Genomic DNA, 24,508 nt, shown 5'->3' on the forward strand with positions numbered 1-24,508 from the left:
CTCACTCACGCTGATAGGTCGTTGCTACGGGTTGACAGGGCAGAAGGAGGGCAGCAGATCTGCGGCCGCGCCTGCAGGGCAGGGATCGAAGGTGTAGATCACGAGCGTTCCGAGGGCGATCAGCACGACCGCCGAGACGAGGATCGCGCCGAGCAGCACCTTGCGCACGGTGGGGCGCGTGGAGTAGTCGTTCACGATGGTGCGCATGCCGTTCGAGCCGTGGATCATGGCGAGCCACAGCATGAGCGTGTCCCACACCTGCCAGAACGGGTCGGACCACTTGCCGCCGATGAAGGCGAAGTCGATGGCCTTGATGCCGTCGCCCACCATGAGGTTCACGAAGAGGTGACCGAAGATGAGGATGAGGAGCACGACGCCGGAGGCGCGCATGTAGATCCAGCCCCACTTCTCCCAGTTCACACCGCGGTTGCGGGGAGCGGAGTACGGGGCGCGGGGGGTGTCGATCGTGGTGGCCATCAGTGACCTGCTCCCGGAACGTGGCTGAAGACGTTGATCAGGTGACGCGGCGTGAAGGCCAGCATGGTGACGAACCAGACGCCGATGACGATCCAGAACATCTGCCGCTGGTAGCGCGCGCCCTTCGACCACAGGTCGACGAGGATGATGCGGATGCCGTTGAACGCGTGGAACACGATGGCCGCCACGAGACCCGTCTCACCCAGACCCATGAGCGGGTTCTGGTAGGTCGAGATGACCGCGTTGTAGGCCTCCGGCGCCACCCGCACCATGGAGGTGTCGAGGATGTGCACGAGTAGGAAGAAGAAGATCGCCACGCCGGTGATGCGGTGCAGGACCCAGGACCACATGCCTTCACGGCCGCGGTACAGAGTGCCGGCGGGCCGCCTCGGCGTCATCGTTCCTGCCGAATTCTCAGGCATGAACAACCCTCCTTGGCTTCGATAGAGCTCGCCACCGCCCCCACGCTGAGTGGTGGGACCTCGATGCACGACCTCTAGCAGTCTATGCTCAGATTCCCCGAAACGCTTGTAAGGGGCGCCTTACTTGTATACAGCCCTACTCAGACCGCTCCACCGCGTCAGCACTGGCCGAGACGGCATTCGAATACGGTGCTGTATTCACACGTGTGAGCTGACCGGAGTGCGAGTGCGGGCGCCGCGGGCGGCGATCACCGAGCGGTAGTGACCGAGCAGTTCGTCGCAGACCGAGCTCCACGAGGTGCCGATGACGGTACGTCGTCCTGCCTCTCCCATACGGAGCCGGAGAGTCGGATCCGTCACGAGCGAATGCACGCGCAGGGCGAAGTCCTCGTCGTCGGCCGGATCGAAGAGGTAGCCGTTCTCGCCGTGCCGCACGAGGTCGAGCGGTCCGCCTGCCGCCGGGGCGATGACGGGCAGTCCGGCCGCGTGCGCCTCCTGCAGCGTCTGCCCGAAGGTCTCCTCGGTGCCGGTGTGAGCGAACACGTCGAAGCTCGCGTAGGCATCCGCCAGCTGCTCACCGGAGAGCCGGCCGAGGTAGGTCACGGGCATGCCGCGGAGCAGGCGCCGCACCGAGTCGTCCGAGGGTCCGTCGCCCACGATGGCGAGGTGCACGCCCTTCATTCCGCGGAGGGCCTCGAAGCGCTCGAGTCCCTTCTCCGGGGCCACCCGGCCCACGTAGCCCACCACGACGTCGCGGCCGTTCGAGGAGAGGAGGGATCGGAGCGCCGAGGCTCCCGGACGCGTGCGGTGGTTGGGGTGGTAGCGCTCGAGGTCGACGCCGCGACCCCACAGCTCGATGCGTCGCACGCCCGCGCCCTCGAGGTCGGAGCGGGAGGCCGTGGAGGGTGCCAGGGTGCGGTCGGCGCCGTCGTGGATCCAGCGCACGAAGCGCCAGGCCAGCTTCGACGCCGATCCGAGCCGGTTGCGCTTGGCGTAGCCCGCCACGTCGGTCTGGAAGATGGCGACGGAGGGGATGCCGATGCGGTTCGCCGCCACGATCGCCTGGGCGCCGAGGAGGAAGGGGGAGGCAGCGTGCACGACGTCGGGGCGGAAGCGGGCGAGGAGCCGCGCGACCTGGGCGTTGGGCATGCCGACGGGGAACTGGCGGTAGGCCACCGCGGGCACCTGGTGCACGGGGAAGCCGCGGTAGTGCGACGGCGATCCGGCGGCCGGGCAGATGACCATGGCCTCGTGGCCGTTGTCGGCGAGGTGGTCGAGCACCTTGCAGACGCTGCCCGTCACCCCGTTGACTGTAGGAAGGAAACTCTCACTGACGATGGCAACACGCATGTAGCGCCTCCGGTGTGGGTGCGACCCTGTCGGCTCGGGCTGAGCCCGGTCACGGTTCCACCGTAGGAAACGCAGGTGCCGAGGGGGTGCACAGCGGGTGACGGGAGGGTTCTGATGGGGCGAACGTCAGGGTGTCGCGCCCGCTGTATAGGCTGTGCGACATGAACTCGATCCCCGCAGCGCTCGGCCGTCTCTACAGCGTGATCCCGGCGGGTGGGATCGGCTCCCGGTTGTGGCCGCTCTCGCGGGCGGATGCCCCCAAGTTCCTGCACGACCTGAGCGGATCGGGCCAGAGCCTCCTGCGCGACACCTGGGACCGCCTCGCGCCGCTCTCGGGCGAGCAGCGCATCATGGTGGTCACCGGCCGCGCCCACCGCGCCGCCGTGGAGGAGCAGCTGCCCAACCTCACCGACCTCAACGTGGTGCTCGAGTCGGAGCCGCGCGACTCCACGGCCGCGATCGCTCTGGCCGCCGCCATCCTCGAGCGCCGCGAACCGGGGGTCATCGTGGGCTCGTTCGCCGCCGACCACGTCATCGCCAACCCCGAGCGCTTCCGCGCCGCGGTCATGCAGGCCGTCGCCGTGGCCGACGAGGGCTACATCGCCACGATCGGCATCACCCCCACCGACCCCGCCGTGGGCTTCGGCTACATCCGTTGCGCCGAACCGCTCTCGGTGGAGGGGGCCGACGCGGCCCTCCGCGTCGACAACTTCGTGGAGAAGCCGGACCTGGCCACCGCCCGCCGCTACCTCAAGGCAGGCAACTACCTGTGGAACGCCGGCATGTTCATCGCCCGCGCCGATCGCCTGCTCGAGCAGCTCGGCTCCTCGGAGCCCGAACTGCTCGCCGGCGTGCTCGAGCTCGCCGAGGCCTGGGACACCCCGAGGCGCGGCGAGGTCGTCGACAAGGTCTGGCCCACGCTCAAGAAGATCGCCATCGACTACTCGGTGGCCGAGCCCGCCGCCGCGGCGGGCACCCTCGCGGTGATCCCCGGCGACTTCGACTGGGACGACGTGGGCGACTTCGCCTCCATCGCCAAGCTGCACAGCTCCGGCCGCGGCACCGACCTCGCCATCCTGGGCAAGAACGCCAGGGTGCTCGCCGATTCATCGACCGGCATCGTGGTGTCGCACTCCAAGCGCGTCATCAGCCTCATCGGTGTGACCGACATCGTCGTGGTCGACACCCCGGATGCGCTCCTGGTCACCACGAGCGAGCACGCGCAGCGGGTCAAGTCGGTCGTCGACGCCCTCCGCGCGGGTGGCTCCGGCGACGTGCTGTAGTTCTGGCGGCATCTAGAATTCGAGGATGAGACGCAGCAGACTCCTCGCGGCCGGGATCATGGGTGGGGCGGTGGCCCTCGTGCTGGCGGGGTGCGCTCCCGCGCCCTCCTCCGAGGGAGGCGGTGGCTCGACCTCCGACCCGGGCGCCTCTGAGTACTGCGCCCGCATGGTCACGAACTCCGGCGGCCTCGAGGACCGCTCGTTCAACCAGTCGAGCTGGGCGGGGCTGCAGCAGGCGCAGGAGGAGTTCGGCATCGACGCGCAGGTGCTCGTCTCCACCGGCGAGACCGACCTGGCCCCCAACGTCACGCAGGCCGTGGACAGCGGCTGCAGCTTCGTGCTCACGGTGGGCTACGAGCTCGCCGATGCCACCCTCGAGGAGGCGGGCGACCACCCGGACACGCACTTCGCGATCGTCGACGAGACCGTCGACGCGCCCAACGTGAAGCCCATCGTCTTCGACACCGCGCAGGCCTCGTACCTCGCCGGCTACCTCGCCGCGGGTGTCTCGAAGACGGGTGTCGTGGCCACGTTCGGCGGCGGCAACCAGCCTCCCGTGACGCTCTTCATGGACGGCTTCGTCGACGGCGTCGCCAAGTACAACGAGGTGCACGGCACCCAGGTGCGCACCCTCGGTTGGGACAAGGCCACCCAGGACGGCGTGTTCACGGGCGACTTCGAGGACATCAACAAGGGCAAGACGGTGACGCAGGGCTTCCTCGACCAGGGCGCCGACGTCATCCTCCCCGTCGCCGGCCAGGTGGGCGAGGGCGCGGCGTCCGCCGTGCTGGAGTCCGGCACGGCGTCACTCATCTGGGTCGACAACGACGGCTACGAGACCCTGCCCGCCGAGTACCGCTCGGTGGTGCTCACGAGCGTGCTCAAGAACACCGGCGACGCCGTGGTGCAGATCGTCGGCGACGACATCGACGGCGAGTTCTCGGCGGATCCCTACATCGGCACGCTCGAGAACGAGGGCGTGGCCCTCGCACCCTTCCACGACCTCGAGGCCTCGGTGCCTGCCGAGCTGCGCACCGAGATCGAGGGCCTCGAGGCCCAGATCATCGACGGCACCATCGTGGTCGAGTCGCCGAGCGCGCCCTGAGGACCATGTTCGTGTGGTGGACATTTCGCGCAGATTACGGCGTGATCGCGGCTTTGTAACGCTTGGGCGGCTATGCCCGATCGTCGCTGTCCTCGAGCCTCACATTGGATAACCTTGCACCCACACAGCCCCTGCGCACTTTTCTGCAGGGCAGCATCTTGGAGGACATCTTGAGCATCAACTTCCGCCGGGCCGGCGTGGCCGGCTTCGCCACACTGGGCGTGGCAGCTCTTCTCGCCGGATGCGCGTCCGCTCCCTCGGACACCGCATCCACGAGCGGTGGAGACGCCGCAAGCGACTTCATCCCCTGCATGGTCTCCGACTCGGGCGGATTCGACGACAAGTCGTTCAACCAGGCCGGCTTCGAGGGACTGACCGAGGCCGCTGACGCCCTCGGTGTCGAGCCCGTCACGGTCGAGTCGGCCGATGAGACCGCCTTCGAGCCCAACATCGACAACCTGGTCTCGCAGAACTGCAACCTGATCATCTCGGTCGGCTTCCTCCTCGCCGACGCCACGAAGGCCGCCGCCGAGGCGAACCCCGACGTGAACTTCTCGATCATCGACGACTCGTCCATCGAGGCCGACAACGTCAAGCCGATCGTCTTCGACACCGCTCAGGCGGCGTTCCTCGCGGGTTACACCGCAGCGAGCTACAGCAAGACCGGCACCGTGGGCACCTACGGCGGAATCCAGATCCCGTCGGTCACCATCTTCATGGACGGCTTCGTCGACGGCGTCACCTACTACAACGAGCAGAAGGGCACCGACGTCAAGGCCATCGGCTGGGACGTCGCCGGCCAGACCGGTGTCTTCACGGGTGGCTTCGCCGCCGGTGTCGAGGCCAAGACCGCGGCCCAGGGCCTCATCGACCAGGGTGCAGACGTCATCCTCCCCGTCGGTGGACCGATCTTCCTCTCCGCCGGTGAGGCGATCCGCGACTCCGGCAAGGAGATCGCCCTGATCGGCGTCGACTCGGACAACTACGAGACCGCTCCCGAGCTCGCCGACCTCTTCCTCACCTCGGTGATGAAGGGTGTCTCGGCGGGTGTCGTCGACGTGGTCGACACGTCGGCTGCCGGCGACTTCGACGCCACGCCGTTCGTGGGAACCCTCGAGAACGACGGCGTGAGCATCGCCCCGTTCCACGACTTCGAGTCGAAGGTCTCGCCCGACCTGCAGGCCGAGCTCGACGAGATCACCGCGGGCATCATCTCCGGTGACATCCCGGTCGAGTCGCCCTCGACCCCGTAAGGAATCCGCGTCTCGAACGCGAACACGGTCGGGGGGACCAGCGCTGCTGGTGCCCCCGACCTCTTCTATGCTTAGCCGGACCCGATGGCCCCACTACGGGGAGTAGGTAGATTGACTCTATGAAGCTCGAACTCCGGGGCATCACGAAGCGATTCGGTGCCCTCACCGCCAACGACCACATCGACCTCACGGTCGAACCGGGCGAGATCCACTGCCTTCTCGGCGAGAACGGCGCGGGCAAGTCCACCCTCATGAACGTGCTCTACGGCCTGTACCAGGCCGACGAGGGCCAGATCGTGCTCGACGACGCCGTCCAGCACTTCTCCGGCCCGGGCGACGCCATGAACGCCGGCATCGGCATGGTGCACCAGCACTTCATGCTCATCCCCGTGTTCACGGTCGCCGAGAACGTGATGCTCGGCCACGAGCAGACCGGTTTCGCCGGTCGTCTCGATCTGAACGCCGCCCGCGCGAAGGTGCGCGAGATCAGCGAGAGGTTCGGGTTCGACGTCGATCCCGACGCGCTCGTCGACGACCTCCCCGTGGGAGTGCAGCAGCGGGTCGAGATCATCAAGGCGCTCTCCCGCGACGCGCAGGTGCTCGTGTTCGACGAGCCCACCGCCGTGCTCACTCCGCAGGAGACCGATGAGCTCATGGCCATCATGCGCCTGCTCAAGGAGCGCGGCACCTCGATCGTGTTCATCACCCACAAGCTGCGCGAGGTGCGCGAGGTCGCCGACCGCATCACCGTCATCCGTCTCGGAAAGGTCGTGGGAGAAGCGTCGCCCACCGCCACGAACGCCGAGCTCGCCTCACTCATGGTGGGGCGTGCGGTCGAGCTGACCGTGCACAAGGATCCCGCCGTGCCCGGCAAGGCCGCCCTCGTGGTGCAGAACCTCTCGGTCATCGACCCGCGTGGCCAGGTGGTCGTCAACGACGTGTCGTTCGAGGTGCACGCCGGCGAGATCCTCGCGATCGCCGGAGTGCAGGGCAACGGGCAGACCGAACTCACGGAGGCGCTCATGGGCCTGCAGCCCCGGGTGACCGGATCCGTGTCGCTCGACGGCAACGCCCTCGCCGGGCTCTCGGTGCGCAAGGTGCTCGACGCCGGCGTCGGGTTCGTGCCCGAGGACCGCAAGGAGGACGGACTCGTGGGCGAGTTCACGATCGCCGAGAACCTCATGCTGGACCGCTCGGAGGGCGCGCCGTTCGTGAAGGGTGGCAACCTGCAGCTCGCCTTCCTCAACGGATTCGCCGAGGACAGGTCGAAGGAGTTCGACGTGCGCTCGCAGGGCATCCAGACCGCGGTGGGCCGTCTCTCCGGCGGCAACCAGCAGAAGGTCGTGCTCGCCAGGGAGCTCTCGCGCGAGCTGCGGCTGTTCGTGGCCGCTCAGCCCACCCGCGGCATCGACGTGGGCTCGATCGAGTTCGTGCACAAGCGCATCGTGGCCACGCGCGACCAGGGCATCCCCGTCGTGGTGGTCTCGACCGAGCTCGACGAGGTCGTCGCGCTCGCCGACCGGATCGCGGTGATGTACCGCGGCTCGATCGTGGGGATCGTGCCCGGGAACACCTCGCGCGCTGTCCTGGGTCTCATGATGGCGGGCGAAGTCCCCGCCGGTATCGACGTGGAAGGAACTGCCGCGTGAGCGACACCCCGATCAAGCCGCCGCAGGCGGTGGAGCCGCCCTCCCGCTGGCGCTCGACGTTCAACGAGATCATCGGCGGTTCCGTCATGATCTCGATCCTCGCGGTGGTGCTGGCCATGATCGCCGGCGGAATCCTGATCGCCGTCACCGACGAGAACGTGCAGGCGGCGGCGGGCTACTTCTTCGCCAGGCCCGCCGACACGCTGGCCGAGATCTGGAAGGCCGTCTCCGGAGCGTACGTCGCGCTCTTCCAGGGATCCGTGTTCAATCCGAACCGGCCGGACTTCGTCGACCAGATCAAGCCGATCACCGAGACCCTCTCGTTCGCGACCCCGTTGATCGTGGCCGGTCTGGGTGTGGGGCTCGCGTTCCGCGTCGGCATGTTCAACATCGGTGGCCGCGGCCAGATGCTCATCGCCGCCGCCTGCGCCGGCTGGGTGGGCTTCACCCTCGACCTGCCGTGGGGCCTGCACATGGTGGTCGCCGTGGTCGCCGGTCTGATCGGCGGTGCGGTCTGGGGAGGTCTCGCGGGTCTGCTCAAGGCACGCACCGGTGCGCACGAGGTGATCGTCACGATCATGCTCAACTACATCGCGTTCTACCTGGTCTCCTACCTGCTGCGCACGCCTGTGCTGCAGGCACCGGGATCGAACAACCCGAAGGCGCCGCCCATCAGCGACACGGCGGTGTTCCCCGATCTGCTCGGCCCGGAGTTCAACCTCAACTTCGGTTTCATCCTGGTGATCGCTGCCACAGTGTTCGTGTGGTGGCTGCTCAGCCGCTCGTCGCTCGGCTTCAAGTTCCGGGCCGTGGGCCTCAACCCGAACGCCGCACGGGTGGCGGGCATCGACGTCAAGAACATGTACGTCTACGCCATGCTCATCTCCGGCGCCCTCGTGGGTCTCGCGGGTGTGTCGCAGGTGCTCGGTCCGCTCTCGTCCGGCTTCAGCTCGGGGCTCGACGCCGGCATCGGCTTCGACGCCATCACCGTGGCGCTGCTCGGCCGCTCCAAGCCGTGGGGCATCTTCGTGGCCGGCATCCTGTTCGGCGCGTTCAAGGCCGGTGGCTTCGCCATGCAGGCCTCGCAAGGTGTGCCGATCGACATCGTGCTCGTGGTGCAGTCGCTCATCGTGCTCTTCATCGCGGCGCCGCCGCTCATCCGCACGGTGTTCCGCCTGCCGGATCCCTCGAAACCGAAGAAGCCCAAGGCGCCCAAGGCGCCGGTCGCACCGAAGCAGGAAGCGGTGGTCGCGAAATGAGCGAGAACGTCTCCACGAACAATCTCGCGTCGTCGGCCGGGCTCCCCCCGACCGAGCACAATCATCCCGACTCGTCGCCCGGGCTCTCGACGGTCACCATCAAGAGCTGGAAGGCGCCGATCGTCTTCGGGGTGTTCGCGCTCATCGCGATCATCCTGTTCGTGGCCTTCGGGCGCGACGGATCGTCGACGTTCCGGCTCTCCACCGACTCCGACCTCATCCAGTTGCCCGACGTGGTGCTGCCGACGCGCGGCACGGGCATCGTGATCGCCATCGTGCTGCTCGCTCTCACGGCACTGTCGGTCTGGCTCGTCTCGTCCGACCGCAAGGTGCGACTGTGGATCATCGCCGGGTTCGCGGTGCTCTTCCTCATCGCGTTCCTCACCTGGGCGTCGGCCGGGGAGACCATCCCCGTGCCCGGGCTCCTCATCGGAACGGTCTCGCTCTCGGTGCCGCTCATCTTCGGTGCTCTCGGTGGCGTGATCTCCGAGCGGGTCGGTGTCGTCAACGTGGCCATCGAGGGTCAGCTGCTGGCCGGTGCGTTCGTCTCGGCGGTCGTGGCCTCGGTCACGGGCAACCCGTTCATCGGGCTCATCGGTGCGGTCATCGCGGGAGCGCTCGTGTCGTTCGTGCTCGCGGCCTTCTCGATCAAGTACCTCGTCGACCAGGTGATCGTGGGTGTCGTGCTCAACGTGCTGGTGACGGGTCTCACCTCGTTCCTGTACTCGCAGGTGCTCACCGAGAACCCCGATCTGCTCAACTCGCCGACGCGATTCGATCGCATCCCCCTGCCGCTGCTGTCGGAGATCCCCATCATCGGGCCCACGCTGTTCCGGCAGACGATCGTGGTGTACCTCATGTACATCGCCGTGGCGCTCGTGTTCTGGGGTCTGTTCAAGACCAAGTGGGGCCTCCGCGTGCGCGCCGTGGGCGAGCACCCGCAGGCTGCCGACACTGTGGGCATCAGGGTCAACAGCACCCGGTTCTGGAACGTCTCGCTCGCCGGAGCGATCGCGGGCCTCGGTGGCGCGTACTTCACGCTCGGCTCGGTGGGTGCCTTCAACAAGGAGATGACGGCGGGTGCGGGCTTCATCGCGCTCGCGGCGGTGATCTTCGGGCGGTGGGATCCGATCAGGGCCACCCTCGCCGCGCTGCTGTTCGGGTTCGCCTCGAACCTGCAGAACGTGCTCGGCATCATCGGGTCGCCCGTGCCCTCGGAGTTCATGCTCATGCTGCCCTACGTGGTCACGATCTTCGCCGTGGCGGGGCTCGTGGGCCGCGTCCGAGGTCCGGCCGCGGCCGGCAAACCGTATGTGGGGTCCTGATGACGACGACTGCCCCTGAGATCGACTGGGACTCGCTGAGGGCCGAGGCGCTCGCCGCGATGGAGAAGGCCTACGTGCCGTACTCCAACTTCCCCGTGGGAGCGGCGGCGATCGTCGACGACGGTCGGGTCATCTCGGGCTGCAACGTCGAGAACGCCTCGTACGGGCTCACGCTCTGCGCCGAGTGCACACTGGTGTCGACCCTGCACATGACGGGCGGCGGCAAGCTAGTGGCGTTCACGTGCGTCGACGGCAACGGCGGGGCGCTCATGCCCTGCGGCCGCTGCCGGCAGCTGCTGTTCGAGCACTCGGCCGAGGGCATGCTGCTCGAGACGGTCTCGGGCATCAAGACCATCGACGAAGTCATCCCCGACGCGTTCGGGCCGCGCACCCTCGCCGCCTACCGCGACGCCTGAGAGGAACCACCATGACCACCGAGAACTACGATGTGGTGGATCTCATCCGCACCAAGCGCGACAAGGGCACGCTCTCCACACCCGAGATCGACTGGCTGATCGACGCCTACACCCGCGGGTTCGTGGGCGACGAGCAGATGGCGGCGCTCGCCATGGCCATTCTGCTCAACGGCATGTCGCGCTCCGAGATCCGTGACCTCACGCTCGCGATGATCGCCTCGGGCGAGCGGATGGACTTCTCCCAGCTCGGCAAGCCGACGGTCGACAAGCACTCCACGGGCGGGGTGGGCGACAAGATCACCCTTCCGCTCATGCCCCTCGTGGCGTCGTTCGGCGTGGCCGTGCCGCAGCTCTCGGGTCGCGGACTCGGGCACACGGGAGGCACGCTCGACAAGCTCGAGTCGATCCCCGGCTGGCGGGCCTCGCTCTCGAACGAGGAGATGCTCGCGCAGCTCGACTCCGTGGGCGGCGTCATCTGCGCGGCGGGCTCCGGCCTGGCCCCTGCCGACAAGAAGCTCTACGCGCTCCGCGACATCACGGGCACCGTGGAGGCCATCCCGCTCATCGCCTCCTCGATCATGTCGAAGAAGATCGCCGAGGGCACCGACTCGCTCGTGCTCGACGTCAAGTTCGGCTCGGGCGCGTTCATGCAGGACATCGAGCTGTCGCGCGAGCTCGCGCGCACCATGGTGGATCTCGGCAACGACGCGGGCGTGCGCACCACGGCGCTCCTCACCAACATGAACGTGCCGCTCGGCCTCGCCATCGGCAACGCCAACGAGGTGCGCGAATCGGTGGAGGTGCTCGCCGGCGGTGGGCCCGCCGACGTGGTGGAGCTCACCCTCGCTCTCGCCTCCGAGATGCTGCGGCTCGCGGGCCAGCCCGACGCCGACGTGGCCGCTGCCCTGGCCGACGGTCGGGCGATGGACTCGTGGAACGCGGTCATCCGTGCGCAGGGCGGCGACCCCACGGCGCCGCTGCCCGTGGCGCGCGAGACCACCACCGTCTACGCGCCGCGATCCGGCGTGCTCCTCCGCCAGGAGGCGCTGCCGTTCGGGATCGCCGCGTGGCGGCTCGGTGCGGGGCGGGCGCGGGCGCAGGATGCGGTGCAGCACGCGGCCGGCATCGATCTGCTCGCGAAGCCGGGCGACGAGGTGACCGAGGGCCAGCCCCTGTTCACCCTCTCGGCCGACGAGCCGTCGCGGTTCGCTCGGGCGCTCGAGTCTCTCGAGGGGGCGTGGGAGATCGGCGACGCGTCGGCGTACGTGGCGGGCGAGCCGCTCGTGGCGGAGCGCATCTCCTGACGTCTGCCCCTGCGTGGCCCGTGCTCCTGGCAGGAAGTGCTCGGGGAGTGGCGGTGGGGCTGTGGAAGCGCGGTCGGCCGTTGCCTACGCTCGGAGCATGACGATCGTTCCCGACACCAAGAACTGGACATGGGTGCTCGAGCGCGAGTGCCCCGAATGCGGCTTCGACTCCTCCGCCACGGCGGCGTCGGCCGTGCCCGGCCTCGTGCGGGCGAACGCGGCCTCCTGGCCCGCGGTGCTCGCTCGGCCCGACGCGGCTGTGCGGCCGGATGACGCGACCTGGTCGGCGCTCGAGTACGCGGCGCACGTGCGGGACGTCTACCGCATCGCCACCGTGCGGTTCGCGCTCATGCTCGAGGAGGACGATCCGGAGTTCGCCGACTGGGATCAGGACGCGACCGCCGCCTCCGAGCGCTACGGCGAGCAGGACCCGGCTGTTGTGGCGGAGGAGCTGACGGTGTCGGCGGAGACGCTCGCCGCCCAGCTCGAGGCCGTGCCGGCCGACGCGTGGGAGCGCCCGGGGCGGCGGAGCGACGGATCGGTCTTCACGGTCGACACGCTCGCGCGGTACATCATCCACGACCCGGTGCACCACCTGCACGACGTACGCGGCTGACGCCCGCCTGCCCGCCCGCGCTGCCCCGTCACCCCGCTCTTCCGCTAGACCGCGGGCGTGCCGGCGGCGTGCGGGTCGCCGATGCGCGCGACCGCGTCGGCCACGAGGCCCCAGAACTTGGCGTGGTCGAGATCGACCGCCACCTGCGTGGTGCAGTCGGCCGGGGCGGGCTGGCGGAAGTCGGCCACCGTCATGCCCAGCGTGAGGGTGCCGGTGAGCTCGATGTCGAGCGGGGTCTTGCGCACGGTCATGACGCTTCTGTCGATGACGAAGGCCACGGCGCACGGGTCGTGCACGGGCGGGTGCTCGAAGCCCTGCGCCTCGAGGTAGGTGGTGCCGAAGAACTCCAGCAGCTCGACCACGAACTGCCCCGGGGCCGTGCCCAGGGCGCGGAAGGTCTCGACGACCTCGGGGGTGGCGAGCGCCTGGTGCGTGAGGTCGATGCCCACCATGGTGAGCGGCCACGGCTCGTTGAAGACGATGTGCGCGGCCTCGGGGTCGATGATGATGTTGAACTCGCTCGTGGCGCTCCAGTTGCCGCCGTGGTAGCCGCCGCCCATGAGCACGACCTCCTTGACCCGCGGCGCGATGCGGGGCTCCTTGCGCGCGGCGAGGGCGATGTTGGTGAGGGCGCCGGTGGGCACGAGTGTGACGGTGCCCGGCTCGTGGGCCATGACCGTCTCGATGATGAGGTCGACGGCGTGCCGCTGGTCGAGCTCGAGCGTGGGCTCGGGCAGCACCGGGCCGTCCATGCCCGACTCGCCGTGGATGTCGGGCGCGACCTCGACGGGGCGCACCAGCGGCCTCGGGCAGCCGGCGGCGAACGGGATCCCTGTGATGCCGGCGATCTCGGCGACCGCGAGGGCGTTGCGGGTGACCTTCTCGAGCGTCTGGTTGCCCGCCACCGTGGTGACGGCGAGCAGCTCGATCTCGGGGCTGCCGTGCGCCAGCAGCAGGGCGATGGCGTCGTCGTGCCCCGGGTCGCAGTCGAGGATGATCTTCTGGGCCACGCGGCCTCCTTCTGGTCCGATCCTCCGAGCATATATGAAAGTGGCATTCATATGTGCAATACTCCTCGCATGACCGACACTGCTCTCGAAGCCGCCGGCGCCGCTCGCGTCGAATGGATCCGCTCCCGCATGCCCCTCCTCGCCGCGGCGCGCGACGACCTCGCGAGGAGCCGGCCCTTCGAGGGGCACCGCATCGGCATGTCGCTGCACATCGAGCCCAAGACGGCGGTGCTGCTCGAGACCCTCGCAGCGGGCGGGGCCGAGATCGTGGGCACGGGCAACCACGGCTCCACGCAAGACGACGTCGTCGCCTACCTCAACGGCTACGCCGCCCGGTCGGGTTCAGCGCCCCTCACCCTCTTCGGCACGCGCGACGACACGCTCGAGCAGCACCACGCCAACGTCTCCCGGGTGCTCGACGCCGCTCCCGACATGCTGCTCGACAACGGGGGCGACCTCGCGGCCGGCATCGTGGAGCGCGGGGCGACCGCCTCGGTCCTGGGCGGCACGGAGGAGACCACGTCGGGCGGCGACCGCCTGCGCGGCGAGCTCGCGGGGGCGGTGCCGTTCCCCATGATCGTCATCAACGACAGCCTGCTCAAGGCCATCGGCGAGAACAAGCACGCCGTGGGCCAGTCGGTGGTCGAGAGCTTCATGCGCATCACCAACCTCATGGTGCCCGGGCGGCGCTTCGTGGTGTTCGGCTACGGCTGGTGCGGGCGCGGTGTGGCCCACTACCTGCGGGCGCTCGGCGGCAAGGTCGCGGTCGTCGAGATCGACGAGCTGAAGGCCTTCGAGGCGGCGCTCGACGGCTTCCGCGTCTCCACCGCCCTCGACCTCGCCCCGTGGGGCGACGTCTTCATCACGGCCACGGGCCACCCTGGTGTGCTCACGCTCGAGGCCATCGAACTCATGACCGACGGCGCGGTGCTCGCCAACTGCGGCCACTTCCCCTGGGAGATCGACGTCGAGGGCCTCCGGGCCGCTGCCACGTCGCGCCGGGAGATCATCGACTCGGTCGAACGGATCGACCTGCCCGGCGGGCGGCACGTCGTGCTCCTGGCCGGCGGCCGCATGTTCAACCTCGCCGGCAAGGAGCCGAAGGGAAACTCGCTCGAGTCGATGGATCTCGGCTTCCTGCTGCAGACCCTCTCGCTCGAGCGGGTCGCGCTGCAGGCCGCGGCCCTCACCCCCGGTGCGCAGCCGGTGCCCGACGACATCGACCGCACGATCGCCCGGCGCATGCTCGCGGCCATGCACGCCTCGGAGTGAAGGAGAGCTCGGAGTGAGGGGAGCGGGGGAGTGACAGACGAGGGCAGGGCGACACCCGAGTACTCGGCGCCGGCGCTCGACAAGGGGCTCGACATCCTCGAGCTGCTCGCCGAGACCGAGGGTGGGCTGAGTCAGCTCGAGATCGCTCAGGCCATCGGGCGGTCGCCCGGCCAGATCTTCCGCATGCTCGCCACGCTCGAGCGGCGCGGCTACCTCTACCGTGAGCGCCAGTCGGGGCTCTACACGCTCTCGCTGCGCCTCTTCGAGCTGGCCCACCGGCACGAGCCCGTTCGGGCGCTGAGCGCGGCTGGCCTCCCCGTGATGCGGCGGTTGGCCGACGAGCTGCAGCAGTCGTGCAACCTCGCGGTGATCGACGCCGAGATGGTGCGGGTGATCGCGCAGGTCGAGAGCCCCAGCGACTTCGGGTTCCGGGTGCGGGTGGGGGCGCTCTTCCCGCTCGACACCGCCACGGGCCTCGTGCTCGGAGCCCTCCGCGGCGACGACATGTCCGACGTGGTGGATGGCCTGCTGAGCGACTCGCTCCTCGAGCGGCTGCTCGCCGAGTACGTGCTCGAACTGCCCGACTCCAGGCAGCCCTCCATCACCGACATCGTGGTCCCCATCCTCCGCCCCGACAACACCGCCCTGGCCGCTCTCACGGTGCCCTACGTGGCCACGAGCCTCAGTGCCGCCGCACCCTCCACGGTCGTCGCGCGCGCTCGCGAAGCGGCCGACGAGATCGCCGCATCCCTCGCCCTCGCGGGCCCCGCACACCCTAGGCTGGTGCCATGACTGCAGCACCTGAGGAATACCTCGTCCCCGGCACCGACATCAGCTTCAACTCGCTCCCCAAGATCTCGCTGCACGACCACCTCGACGGGGGCCTGCGGGCCGGCACCATCATCGAGCTGGCCGACGAGATCGGCCTCGAGATCCCTGCCTCGGAGGCGGACGACCTCGCCGACTGGTTCGAGGACAGCGCCGACTCGGGTTCGCTGCCCACCTACCTCGCCACCTTCGACGTCACGATCGGCGTCATGCAGACCCGCCAGGGCCTCACCCGCGTGGCTCGCGAGTTCGTCAACGACCTCACGGCCGACGGCGTCATCTACGGAGAGGTGCGCTGGGCTCCCGAGCAGCACCTCGCGAAGGGCCTCAGCCTCGACGAGGTCGTCGAAGCCGTGCAGGAGGGCATCGAGCTGGGTGGCGACGACGCTCGCGCCGCCGGTCGCAGCATCCGGGTCGGTCAGCTCATCACCGCCATGCGCCACGCCGACCGCGGTCTCGAGATCGCCGAGCTCGCCGTGCGCCACCGCGACCGTGGCGTCGTGGGCTTCGACATCGCCGGCGCCGAGAAGGGCTTCCCCGCCGCCAACCAGCGCGCCGCCTTCGACTACCTGGCGCAGAACTTCTTCCCCGTCACCGTGCACGCCGGTGAGGCCGACGGCCTCGACAGCATCCGCGGCGCCCTCTTCGATGGCCGGGCCCTGCGCCTCGGCCACGGCGTGCGCCTCGCCGAGGACATCGAGATCGAGCGTCAGGACGACGACAACACGTTCGTCTCGCTCGGCCTGCTCGCCCAGTGGGTCAAGGACCGCGAGATCGCCCTCGAGCTCTCGCCCTCCTCGAACCTGCAGACCGGCGCCATCGCCGCGTGGGGCGACGAGCTCGTCGACCACCCGTTCGACCTGCTCTACCAGCTCGGCTTCCAGGTGACCGTCAACCCCGACAACCGCCTCATGAGCAACACCTCCATCAGCCGCGAGCTGGCTCTGCTCACGGATGCGTTCGGCTACGACCTCTCCGACATCGAGGTCTTCCAGCTCAACGCGGCCGCCGCCACGTTCCTGCCGCTCGAAGACCGCGAAGACCTCGCCGACGCCATCTCCGACGGCTTCGACGAGGCCTGACCCCCGGCCCCCGGTCGCGGGGTCAGTCCGCGCCGCCCCCGGCGTAGCTCGGCAGCTCCTGCAGCGCCCACGCCTTCTGCGATCCGGGAGCCATCTCGGTGATGCCGGTGCCGAGCACGATCGAGCACGCCGAGCCCGGTGGCGTGAGCTGCACGAACCGCAGCTCGTCCGAGACCACGTGGTCGTGGTCGGCGACGAATCCGAGCTGGTCGGCGTAGAACGCCTTGGCTCGGTCGACATCGGTGACGGGGATGGGGACGAGTTCGATCTTCCAGTCGAGGGTCATGCTGGTGTCCTTCCCAGATTTCGCTGATGCGTCCACCGTAGGGTCCGGCCGGTGGGAGGGGAAGACCGGTGAGGGGGAGGCCGGTGTGGGGCGAACTCACCGGTTGCCGGGGCGCGTGGCTGGCATACTTCAGACACGATGACGTACAGGTTCTCCGAGCAGCTGCCCGACTCCGCGATCGCCCTCGGTGTGGAGGTCGTCGACTGGCGCGCGGCCGTGCGCGCCGTCGGGGGATCTCTCCAGGCCTCCGGATGCGCTGACGCCTCCTACGCCGAGCGCATGATCGCGCTCGTGGAGGAGTACGGCCCCTACATTGTGATCGCGCCGGGCCTCGCCATGGCGCACGCGCGCCCCGGCCCCGACGTGCGCGCTTCCGGCCTCGCCCTCGTGACCCTGGCGCGGCCGGTGAGCTTCGGCCACGCCCACAACGACCCCGTGTCGGTCGTGATCGGGCTCGCCGCCACCGAGGCCGACTCGCACGTGGCCTCCATCGCCGCCCTCGCCAACGTCTTCAACGACGAGTCCGTCATCCCCGCGCTCGCCGCGGCGACGAGCGCCGACGAGGTGCGCCGCCTGCTGGAGTCCGCCGACGCCCAGCACGGATCTCGCCTATCCTGAACGAGTGAAGATCGTTGCCATCTGCGGTGCCGGCATCGGCACCTCCGAGATCCTGCGGGTGAACGCCGTGCGTGCCCTGGACCGCCTCGACATCGAGGCCGAGGTCACGGCCTCCGACGTGGCGAGTGTGGCCGCGGCGGCCGCCGACGCGCAGGTCATCCTCACCTCGCCCGAGCTCGTGTCGCGCATCGGCGCCACCAACGCCGACGTGGTGGTCATCCAGAACTACTTCGACCTCGACGAGATCACCGAGAAGCTCGAGATCGCCGTCGGCTGAGGCCGGCCCGGCCCGGGCCGACCAGACCAGACCCAGACCAGCCCTCAGTCGAACAGCCGGCGGAACACGTTCGTGTCGGCCAGATCCACGAGCTCGTCGCCGCGCCCCGACATGATCGTGCGGATGGCGTAGAGCCCGAACCCCTTCGCCTGCTCCGCCGTGACGGTCGGCGGGATCGACAGCTCCTGCCGCGCGGTCACGACGTCGACGAGCGCGGGCCCGTCGTGCGCGAACGCGGCCTCGAGCGCACCCCGCAGGTCGTCGGGCTTCTCCACCCGCTGCCCGTGGATGCCCATCGCCGAGGCGACGGCCGCGAAGTCGGGGTTGTCGAGCGAGGTGCCGAAGTTCACGATGCCCGCGGCCTTCATCTCGACCTCCACGAAGTTGAGCGAGGAGTTGTTGAACACCACGATCTTCACCGGCAGCTTGTTCTGCCGCAGCGTGAGCAGTTCGCCGAGCAGCATCGCCAACCCGCCGTCGCCCGAGAGCGCCACGACCTGCCGCCCCGGGAACGCCGTCTGCGCCCCGATGGCGTGCGGCACCGCGTTGGCCATCGTGCCGTGGCTGAACGAGCCGATCAGCCGACGACGACCGTTCATCTCGAGGTAGCGCGCCGCCCACACGACGGGGGATCCGACGTCCGGGATGAACACGGCATCGTCGGTGGCCAGCTCGCTCACGAGCCGCGCCACGTACTGCGGGTGGATGGGAGCTCGGTTGCGGTCGTTGTCGGCGAGGCCGTCGAGCTCCTTGCGGGTCTTCGCGTAGTGCGCGAGCGAGGAGTCCAGGTGCTTGCGCGTGGTCTTCGGCTCGAGCAGCGGCAGCAGGGCGTCGATGGTGTCGCCCACGTCGCCCACGAGCCCGAGCGCGATGGGTGTGCGCCGGCCGAGCTGCTCCCCGCGCACGTCGACCTGGATGATCGGCACCTTCGACGACGAGGGGAAGAACTGCGGGTACGGGAAGTCGGTGCCGAGCATCACGAGCGCGTCGCAGCTCTCCATGGCACGGTAGCCCGAGGAGAAGCCGAGCAGTCCCGTCATGCCCACGTCGTAGGGGTTGTCGTGCTCGAGGAACTCCTTGCCGCGCAGGGCGTGCACCACCGGAGCCTTCAGCTGCTCGGCGAGTGCCACCACCTGCGCGTGCGAACCCTCGGTGCCCGCACCTCCCAGGATCGTGACCTTCTTGGCGCCGTTCAGGATGTCGGCGGCCTTCGCCAGATCCGCGTCACCCGGCCGGGCCACGGTCTGCGCCCGCACGATCGGCGCCGACTTGGGGCGGCCGGAGGAGCTGTGCAGGAAGATCTCGCCCGGGATGACGACCACGGCGACACCCCGCCGCTCGATGGCGGTGCGCATCGCGATCTCGAGCACGCGCGGCAGCTGCTCGGGCACGCTCACGAGCTCGGTGTAGACGCTGCACTCGCGGAACAGCTCCTGCGGGTGGGTCTCCTGGAAGTAGTTGCTGCCGATCTCGGAGGCCGGGATCTGCGCGGCGATCGCGAGCACGGGCACGCGGCTGCGGTTCGCGTCGAAGAGTCCGTTGATGAGGTGCAGGTTGCCTGGTCCGCAGCTGCCCGCGCACACCGCGAGCTCACCGGTGAGCGCTGCCTCGGCGGCGGCGGCGAAGGCGGCGGCCTCCTCGTGGCGCACGTGCGCCCAGGCGACGTCGCCGTCACGGCGGAGCGCATCCGTGAACCCGTTCAGCGAGTCGCCGGGGAGCCCGTAGACCCGCTGGACTCCCGCATCCTTGATGATCTCGACGATGGTGTCCGCAATGGTGGTCATGCTCCGAACCTACGACCCCCGAGCGGCCCCGGCCACGACCATCCGTAGCAAACCCCTACGACAGGCGGTCGCGCATTCCCGCCTCGAGGCGGGCGAGGAGGTCGATCGCCGCCTCGCGCCGCTCCACCAGACCGCCGTCGGCGCTCCACGCGTCGAGGTAGATCTTGAGCTTGGGCTCGGTGCCGCTCGGGCGCACCATCACGCGGGCGCCGGGCAGCACGATGCGCAGCACGTCGGAGGCGGGCACACCGCTGTCCGCCGCGTCGGTGAGCAGGTCGTCGATGCGCTCGACCGGCATACCGCCGATCTCGTGCGGAGGCGCCGCGCGGAGGCTCGCCATGACCCGGTCGATCTCGCCGAGATCGGTGACCCGCACCGAGATCTGCGCCGAGGAGTAGTGGCCGAAGCGGCCGCTGAACTCGTCGAGGCGGTCGGCGACTGTGCGACCGGAGGCGGCGAGCCGCGTCGCGAGGTCGAGGAACGCGAGCGCAGCGGAGATGCCGTCCTTGTCGCGCACCGTGCCCGGGTTCACGAGGTAGCCGAGGGCCTCCTCGTAACCGAACACCAGGCCGGGAGCGCGGGAGACCCACTTGAAGCCCGTGAGCGTCTCGGTGAAGTCCAGCCCGTACTCGGTGGCGACCTCGCGGAGGGCGGGGGAGGAGACGATCGAGCACGCGAGCGTGGGCTGCACGGGGCCGCCGCCGTCGCGGGCTCCGCCCACCGCGTCCTCGAGATCGGCGGGGGTCAGAGGTGCCGCGGTAGCGAGCTCTGCAGCGCGCCAGCCGAGCAGCTGACCCACCTCGTTGCCCGTGAGGGAGCGGTAGCCGGTGGCATCCGACGGGTCCGGGATGGCGATCGCGAGGCGGTCGGCATCCGGATCGTTCGCGATCACGAGGTCGGCGCCCACCTCGCGCGCCTTCTCGAGGGCGAGATCGAGGGCGCCGGGCTCCTCCGGGTTGGGGAACGCCACCGTGGGGAACGCCGCATCCGGTGCGATCTGCGCCTCGACGAGGTGGGGCGCGGCGAAGCCCGCCGCGGTGAGCACGCGCGAGAAGGTCTCCCAGCCCACGCCGTGCAGCGCCGTGTAGACCACGGTGAGCGGATGGCGATCGATCCGGCCCCCGGAGACCTCGGCTGTGGCGGCGATGTAGCGCTCCACCACGTCGTCGCCCGCGGTCTCGTAGTCGGTCGAGCGCGGCAGCTCGTCGACCCGCAGGGTCTCCGCCACGCGATCGATGTGGGCGGCGATCTCGCCGTCGGCGGGCGGCACGATCTGCGATCCGTCGTCGTCGCCACCGAGGTAGACCTTGTAGCCGTTGTCGCGAGGGGGGTTGTGCGAGGCCGTCACCATCACGCCCGCGGAGACCCCGAGGTCGCGCACGGCGAAGGCCACGAGGGGCGTGGGCAGCAGGCGCGGCAGCAGCACGGGCCGCACCCCGGCGCCCGCCATGATCTCGGCGGTGTCGGTGGCGAAGACGTGCGAGTTGGTGCGGCCGTCGTAGCCGATCACGATCGAGGGGGAGGTGCCGGGGGCGGCCTTCTCGAGCAGGTAGGCGGCGAGCCCGGCGGCGGCCTGGCCCACGAGCACCCGGTTCATGCGGTTGGGGCCCGCTGCGAGCTCACCGCGGAGCCCGGCGGTGCCGAACGCGAGCCTCGTGCAGAAGCGCGAGCGCAGACCTTCCACGGCCTCGGTGTCGTTGGCGCTCACCCGCGTGAGCAGGGCCTCGAGCTCGGCGCGCGTCTCCGCATCCGGATCCTGGGCGATCCACGACACGGCCTGCTCGGCCAGTCGCTCGACCTCGTTGGGCGTCTCGTCGGCGCCCTGGCCCCCCTGCTCCCCGGTCACAGGGCCGTGACCACCCGGGCCAGGAGGTCGCCGATGACGCCCTCGGCGCTGCGGCCGGCCTCGATGACCTCGGCGTGGCTCAGCGGCGTCTTCTGGATGCCGGCGGCCAGGTTGGTGATGAGGGAGAAGCCGATGATCTCCATGCCCGCCTGGCGGGCCGCGATGGCCTCGAGGGCGGTCGACATGCCCACGATGTGGCCGCCGATGGCCTTCGCCATCTGCACCTCGGCGGGGGTCTCGTAGTGCGGGCCGCGGAACTGCACGTAGACACCCTCGTCGAGCGAGGGGTCGACACCGCGCGCCACGTCGCGGAGGCGCGAGGAGTAGAGGTCGGTGAGGTCGATGAAGGTCGCGCCCTCGAGGGGCGAGTCGGCGGTGAGGTTGATGTGGTCGCTGATGAGCACGGGGGTGCCCGGCGTCCAGGTCTCCTTGATGCCACCCGCGCCGTTCGTGAGCACCATCACGCTCGCACCGGCGGCGGCGGCGGTGCGCACGCTGTGCACCACGCGGCGCACGCCGTGGCCCTCGTAGTAGTGGGTGCGCGCGCCGATGATGAGGGCGTGCTTGCCGTTCGGCAGCAGGATCGAGCGCAGGGTGCCCGCGTGGCCGGGCACGGCAGAGGCGCTGAAGCCCACGACCTCGGCGGCCGGGATCTCGGCCACGGTCTCGCCGAGCAGGTCGGCGGCCTTGCCCCAACCGCTGCCGAGGGTGAGGGCCACGTCGTGGCGTTCGACGCCCGTGAGGTCGGCGATCCGGGCGGCGGCGTCGCGTGCCACCTCGAACGGATCGGTGTCGGGCAGGTCGAGCGGATTCGAGGACGGTGCAGCCATCCACCCACTCTATTCACTCACCGGCCACGCGTGGGTGCCCCCGCGGTCGTGCACGGGCCACCGGCCGCGGTGCCAGAATGGCTGCATGGCCAATGAATTCGAGCGCAAGCAGCGCGTCGCCGTCGTCGGAGGTGGCCCTGGCGGCTACGAAGCTGCCATCGCGGGGGCGCAGCTGGGGGCCGAGGTGACGCTCGTGGAGCAGGTGGGCGTGGGCGGATCCGCCGTCATCACCGACGTGGTGCCCTCCAAGACGCTCATCGCCGTGGCCGAGGCCACGAACGGCATCGGCGAGGCCGCCGACCTCGGTGTGCAGTTCTTCTCGCGCAACGACGCGGGGCGGCCCGTGCGGCCCGAGGTGGCCGTGAACCTAGCGCAGGTGAACAAGCGACTGCTCGGTCTTGCCCGGCAGCAGTCGGAGGACATGAGGGCCAACCTCATCCGCTCCGGTGTGCGCATCGTCTCGGGCCATGGGCGGCTCGACGGGCCCGACAACGTGATCGTTTCGACCTCCTCCGGCCCCGAGGGCACCGACTTCGACCACATCGAGGCCGACACGGTGGTGGTCTCCGTGGGAGCCAGCCCGCGCATCCTGCCCTCGGCCGTGCCCGACGGCGAGCGGATCTTCACCTGGACGCAGCTCTACAACCTGCAGTCGGTGCCCGACCACCTCATCGTCGTCGGATCCGGTGTCACGGGCGCCGAGTTCGCCTCGGCGTACACCGCGCTGGGCTCGAAGGTCACGCTCATCTCGTCGCGCGATCAGGTGCTGCCGGGTGAGGATGCGGATGCGGCGGCCGTGATCGAGAACGTCTTCAAGCGCAACGGCATGACCGTGCTCTCGAAGTCGCGTGCCGACTCGGTGGAGCGCACGGCCTATGGTGTGGTCGCCACGCTCTCGGACGGCACGCGCGTGGAGGGCTCGCACTGCCTCATGGCGGTCGGGTCGATCCCCAACACGCGGGGCATCGGACTCGAGGAGGCGGGCATCCAGCTCACCGACTCCGGGCACATCCGGGTGAATCGCGTGGCCCGCACCTCGGTGCCGAACGTCTACGCCGCCGGTGACTGCACCACGTTCCTTCCGCTCGCCTCCGTGGCGTCGATGCAGGGGCGCACGGCCATGTTCCACGCCATGGGCGATGCCGTGAACCCCACCGAGCCGCGCAACGTGGCGTCGAACATCTTCACGCAGCCGCAGATCGCGACCGTCGGATGGACGCAGCTGCAGATCGAGGAGGGCATCGCGCAGGGCGACATCTACAAGCTGCCGCTCTCGTCGAACCCGCGCGCCAAGATGATGGGCATCAAGGACGGCTTCGTGAAGCTCTTCGCCCGCACAGGCTCAGGCACGGTCATCGGCGGCGTCGTCGTGGCCCCGAATGCCTCAGAGCTCATCTTCCCGATCGCGCTGGCAGTAGAGCACCGCCTCACGGTCGACCAGGTCTCCCGAGCCTTCACGGTCTACCCGTCGCTCTCAGGCAGCATCTCCGACGCCGCGCGAGCAATGCACATCGTGCTGTAGCTGTGCTGGTTGCCGCGCCGGTCCCTGCCCGGCGCGGGCGACGTGCGGTGAGGTGCTAGTTACCGCGCCGCCGCCTCTGCGGCGCGGGCGACGTGCGGTGCCGCCGTCGTGCGGCGTCGCTGCGCGGCGCCACCCGGCGACGGTACCGCCTCGGGTCGTCGAGTACGGCCCGTTGCGTGGTGCGCGCGTGCCCATCTTGCCGCGCCGGTCCCTGCCCGGCGCGGGCGACATGCGGTGCCGCCGTCGTGCGGCGTCGCTGCGCGGCGCCACCCGGCGACGGTACCGCCTCGGGTCGTCGAGTACGGCCCGTTGCGCGGTGTGCACGTCCCCACCTGTGCACGCGTGGGTGGCTCTCTGAGTCGCGCCCAAGTGTCCCCAAATCGCGAGAATCCGGTGGAATGGGAGCACTTAGGCGCGACTCATGCGGCGCGAGGAAGGTGGCGAGTGCGGGGCCGGACGCGCGGCGGGGGGGCGAGTGCGGGGCGGGTGGCGCAGGCAGGGCGGGATGCGCGGCGGGTGGCGCGGGCGTGGCGGGACGCGCGGCGAGTGGCGCGGGCGGGGCGGGGCGTGCGGCGGGAGTGTGCGTGTGGGTCGGGTGGGGGGGGGGGGGGGGGGGGGGGGGGGGGGGGGGGGGGGGGGGGGGGGGGGGGGGGGGGGGGGGGGGGGGGGGGGGGGGGGGGGGGGGGGGAGGGGG

Annotated in this window: 22 protein-coding genes and 1 pseudogene; 15 read left to right on the forward strand and 8 right to left on the reverse strand. The window is 69.8% G+C overall.

Annotated elements, in window-relative coordinates; translation table 11 throughout:
* Nucleotides 1–24: 24 nt before the first annotated feature.
* The 3 genes from ACEXQC_RS18435 to ACEXQC_RS18445 all read right to left on the reverse strand — a co-directional run bounded on the left by ACEXQC_RS18435 (nt 25) and on the right by ACEXQC_RS18445 (nt 2,249).
* Entirely contained in the window at nt 25–477 is a 453-nt protein-coding gene (locus ACEXQC_RS18435) for a succinate dehydrogenase hydrophobic membrane anchor subunit (protein WP_374825678.1), read from the reverse strand.
* Nucleotides 477–899 carry a succinate dehydrogenase, cytochrome b556 subunit gene (sdhC, locus tag ACEXQC_RS18440; protein WP_374825680.1) on the reverse strand — a complete coding sequence of 141 codons (423 nt, stop codon included), beginning with the start codon at nt 897–899 and terminating at the stop codon, nt 477–479. Before sdhC ends, ACEXQC_RS18435 begins: the two co-directional genes overlap by 1 nt.
* Nucleotides 900–1,097: 198 nt before the next feature.
* A complete protein-coding gene (locus ACEXQC_RS18445) occupies nt 1,098–2,249 on the reverse strand; it encodes a glycosyltransferase family 4 protein (RefSeq protein ID WP_374825682.1) in 1,152 nt (383 codons plus the stop codon).
* A 161-nt stretch (nt 2,250–2,410) separates the two neighbouring features.
* Between ACEXQC_RS18445 and ACEXQC_RS18450 the strand changes: the two genes are divergently transcribed.
* The 9 genes from ACEXQC_RS18450 (at nt 2,411) to ACEXQC_RS18490 (ending at nt 12,459) form a co-directional block, all read left to right on the forward strand.
* On the forward strand, nt 2,411–3,532 hold the full coding sequence (locus ACEXQC_RS18450; RefSeq protein WP_374825684.1) for a mannose-1-phosphate guanylyltransferase: 1,122 nt from the start codon (nt 2,411–2,413) through the stop codon (nt 3,530–3,532).
* Nucleotides 3,533–3,557: 25 nt separating this feature from the next.
* On the forward strand, nt 3,558–4,637 hold the full coding sequence (locus ACEXQC_RS18455) for a BMP family lipoprotein (protein ID WP_374825686.1): 1,080 nt from the start codon (nt 3,558–3,560) through the stop codon (nt 4,635–4,637).
* 170 nt (nt 4,638–4,807) lie between these two features.
* Nucleotides 4,808–5,890, forward strand: a complete 1,083-nt coding sequence (locus ACEXQC_RS18460; protein WP_374825688.1) for a BMP family lipoprotein — start codon at nt 4,808–4,810, stop codon at nt 5,888–5,890.
* Nucleotides 5,891–6,009: 119 nt separating this feature from the next.
* Complete coding sequence (locus tag ACEXQC_RS18465) at nt 6,010–7,539, forward strand: ABC transporter ATP-binding protein (RefSeq protein WP_374825690.1); 1,530 nt, start codon at nt 6,010–6,012, stop codon at nt 7,537–7,539.
* Entirely contained in the window at nt 7,536–8,798 is a 1,263-nt protein-coding gene (locus ACEXQC_RS18470; protein ID WP_374825692.1) for an ABC transporter permease, read from the forward strand. The genes ACEXQC_RS18465 and ACEXQC_RS18470 overlap by 4 nt, the downstream gene beginning before the upstream one ends.
* Nucleotides 8,795–10,123 carry an ABC transporter permease subunit gene (locus ACEXQC_RS18475; protein WP_374825693.1) on the forward strand — a complete coding sequence of 443 codons (1,329 nt, stop codon included), beginning with the start codon at nt 8,795–8,797 and terminating at the stop codon, nt 10,121–10,123. The genes ACEXQC_RS18470 and ACEXQC_RS18475 overlap by 4 nt, the downstream gene beginning before the upstream one ends.
* Complete coding sequence (locus ACEXQC_RS18480) at nt 10,123–10,539, forward strand: cytidine deaminase (RefSeq protein WP_374825695.1); 417 nt, start codon at nt 10,123–10,125, stop codon at nt 10,537–10,539. Before ACEXQC_RS18475 ends, ACEXQC_RS18480 begins: the two co-directional genes overlap by 1 nt.
* Nucleotides 10,540–10,550: 11 nt before the next feature.
* The gene (locus ACEXQC_RS18485) at nt 10,551–11,843 is read left to right on the forward strand and encodes a thymidine phosphorylase (protein ID WP_374825697.1); all 1,293 of its coding nucleotides are present in this window, start codon (nt 10,551–10,553) and stop codon (nt 11,841–11,843) included.
* Between the two features lie 97 nt (nt 11,844–11,940).
* Nucleotides 11,941–12,459: a DinB family protein gene (locus tag ACEXQC_RS18490; protein WP_374825699.1), complete on the forward strand. Its 519-nt coding sequence runs from the start codon at nt 11,941–11,943 to the stop codon at nt 12,457–12,459.
* A gap of 44 nt (nt 12,460–12,503) precedes the next feature.
* On the opposite strand, the gene uriH is transcribed toward ACEXQC_RS18490, so the two are convergent.
* Nucleotides 12,504–13,520 carry a uridine-preferring nucleoside hydrolase UriH gene (gene uriH / locus ACEXQC_RS18495; RefSeq protein WP_374825701.1) on the reverse strand — a complete coding sequence of 339 codons (1,017 nt, stop codon included), beginning with the start codon at nt 13,518–13,520 and terminating at the stop codon, nt 12,504–12,506.
* Nucleotides 13,521–13,538: 18 nt separating this feature from the next.
* Here uriH and ACEXQC_RS18500 point away from each other — a divergent pair, with 18 nt between their 5' ends.
* The 3 genes from ACEXQC_RS18500 to ACEXQC_RS18510 are packed head-to-tail and all read left to right on the forward strand — an operon-like array spanning nt 13,539 to nt 16,651.
* Nucleotides 13,539–14,741, forward strand: coding sequence for an adenosylhomocysteinase (locus ACEXQC_RS18500; protein ID WP_374825703.1), 1,203 nt, complete (start codon nt 13,539–13,541; stop codon nt 14,739–14,741).
* Between the two features lie 30 nt (nt 14,742–14,771).
* Nucleotides 14,772–15,533: an IclR family transcriptional regulator gene (locus ACEXQC_RS18505; RefSeq protein WP_374825705.1), complete on the forward strand. Its 762-nt coding sequence runs from the start codon at nt 14,772–14,774 to the stop codon at nt 15,531–15,533.
* Nucleotides 15,530–16,651 (forward strand): adenosine deaminase, encoded by a 1,122-nt coding sequence (locus ACEXQC_RS18510; protein ID WP_374825707.1) that lies wholly within the window; start codon nt 15,530–15,532, stop codon nt 16,649–16,651. The genes ACEXQC_RS18505 and ACEXQC_RS18510 overlap by 4 nt, the downstream gene beginning before the upstream one ends.
* Before the next feature lie 73 nt (nt 16,652–16,724).
* Here the strand turns inward: ACEXQC_RS18510 and ACEXQC_RS18515 are convergent.
* Nucleotides 16,725–16,937, reverse strand: a pseudogene (locus tag ACEXQC_RS18515) (VOC family protein); the annotation flags it as partial.
* Nucleotides 16,938–17,075: 138 nt separating this feature from the next.
* Between ACEXQC_RS18515 and ACEXQC_RS18520 the strand changes: the two are divergent.
* Nucleotides 17,076–17,555 carry a PTS sugar transporter subunit IIA gene (locus ACEXQC_RS18520; protein ID WP_374825709.1) on the forward strand — a complete coding sequence of 160 codons (480 nt, stop codon included), beginning with the start codon at nt 17,076–17,078 and terminating at the stop codon, nt 17,553–17,555.
* 4 nt (nt 17,556–17,559) lie between these two features.
* Nucleotides 17,560–17,832 (forward strand): PTS sugar transporter subunit IIB, encoded by a 273-nt coding sequence (locus tag ACEXQC_RS18525; protein WP_374825711.1) that lies wholly within the window; start codon nt 17,560–17,562, stop codon nt 17,830–17,832.
* A gap of 44 nt (nt 17,833–17,876) precedes the next feature.
* On the opposite strand, the gene poxB is transcribed toward ACEXQC_RS18525, so the two are convergent.
* From poxB to ACEXQC_RS18540, 3 genes are read right to left on the reverse strand one after another with little or no spacing between them, the layout of a single operon-like run.
* Nucleotides 17,877–19,616, reverse strand: a complete 1,740-nt coding sequence (gene poxB, locus ACEXQC_RS18530) for a ubiquinone-dependent pyruvate dehydrogenase (protein WP_374825713.1) — start codon at nt 19,614–19,616, stop codon at nt 17,877–17,879.
* A gap of 55 nt (nt 19,617–19,671) precedes the next feature.
* Complete coding sequence (locus ACEXQC_RS18535) at nt 19,672–21,462, reverse strand: phospho-sugar mutase (RefSeq protein ID WP_374825715.1); 1,791 nt, start codon at nt 21,460–21,462, stop codon at nt 19,672–19,674.
* Complete coding sequence (locus tag ACEXQC_RS18540) at nt 21,459–22,292, reverse strand: purine-nucleoside phosphorylase (RefSeq protein ID WP_374825717.1); 834 nt, start codon at nt 22,290–22,292, stop codon at nt 21,459–21,461. Before ACEXQC_RS18540 ends, ACEXQC_RS18535 begins: the two co-directional genes overlap by 4 nt.
* An 85-nt stretch (nt 22,293–22,377) precedes the next feature.
* Here ACEXQC_RS18540 and ACEXQC_RS18545 point away from each other — a divergent pair, with 85 nt between their 5' ends.
* The gene (locus tag ACEXQC_RS18545) at nt 22,378–23,814 is read left to right on the forward strand and encodes an NAD(P)H-quinone dehydrogenase (RefSeq protein ID WP_374825719.1); all 1,437 of its coding nucleotides are present in this window, start codon (nt 22,378–22,380) and stop codon (nt 23,812–23,814) included.
* Nucleotides 23,815–24,508 lie beyond the last annotated feature (694 nt).

This window comes from Herbiconiux liukaitaii, assembly GCF_041927495.1.
Classification (GTDB): domain Bacteria; phylum Actinomycetota; class Actinomycetes; order Actinomycetales; family Microbacteriaceae; genus Herbiconiux; species Herbiconiux liukaitaii.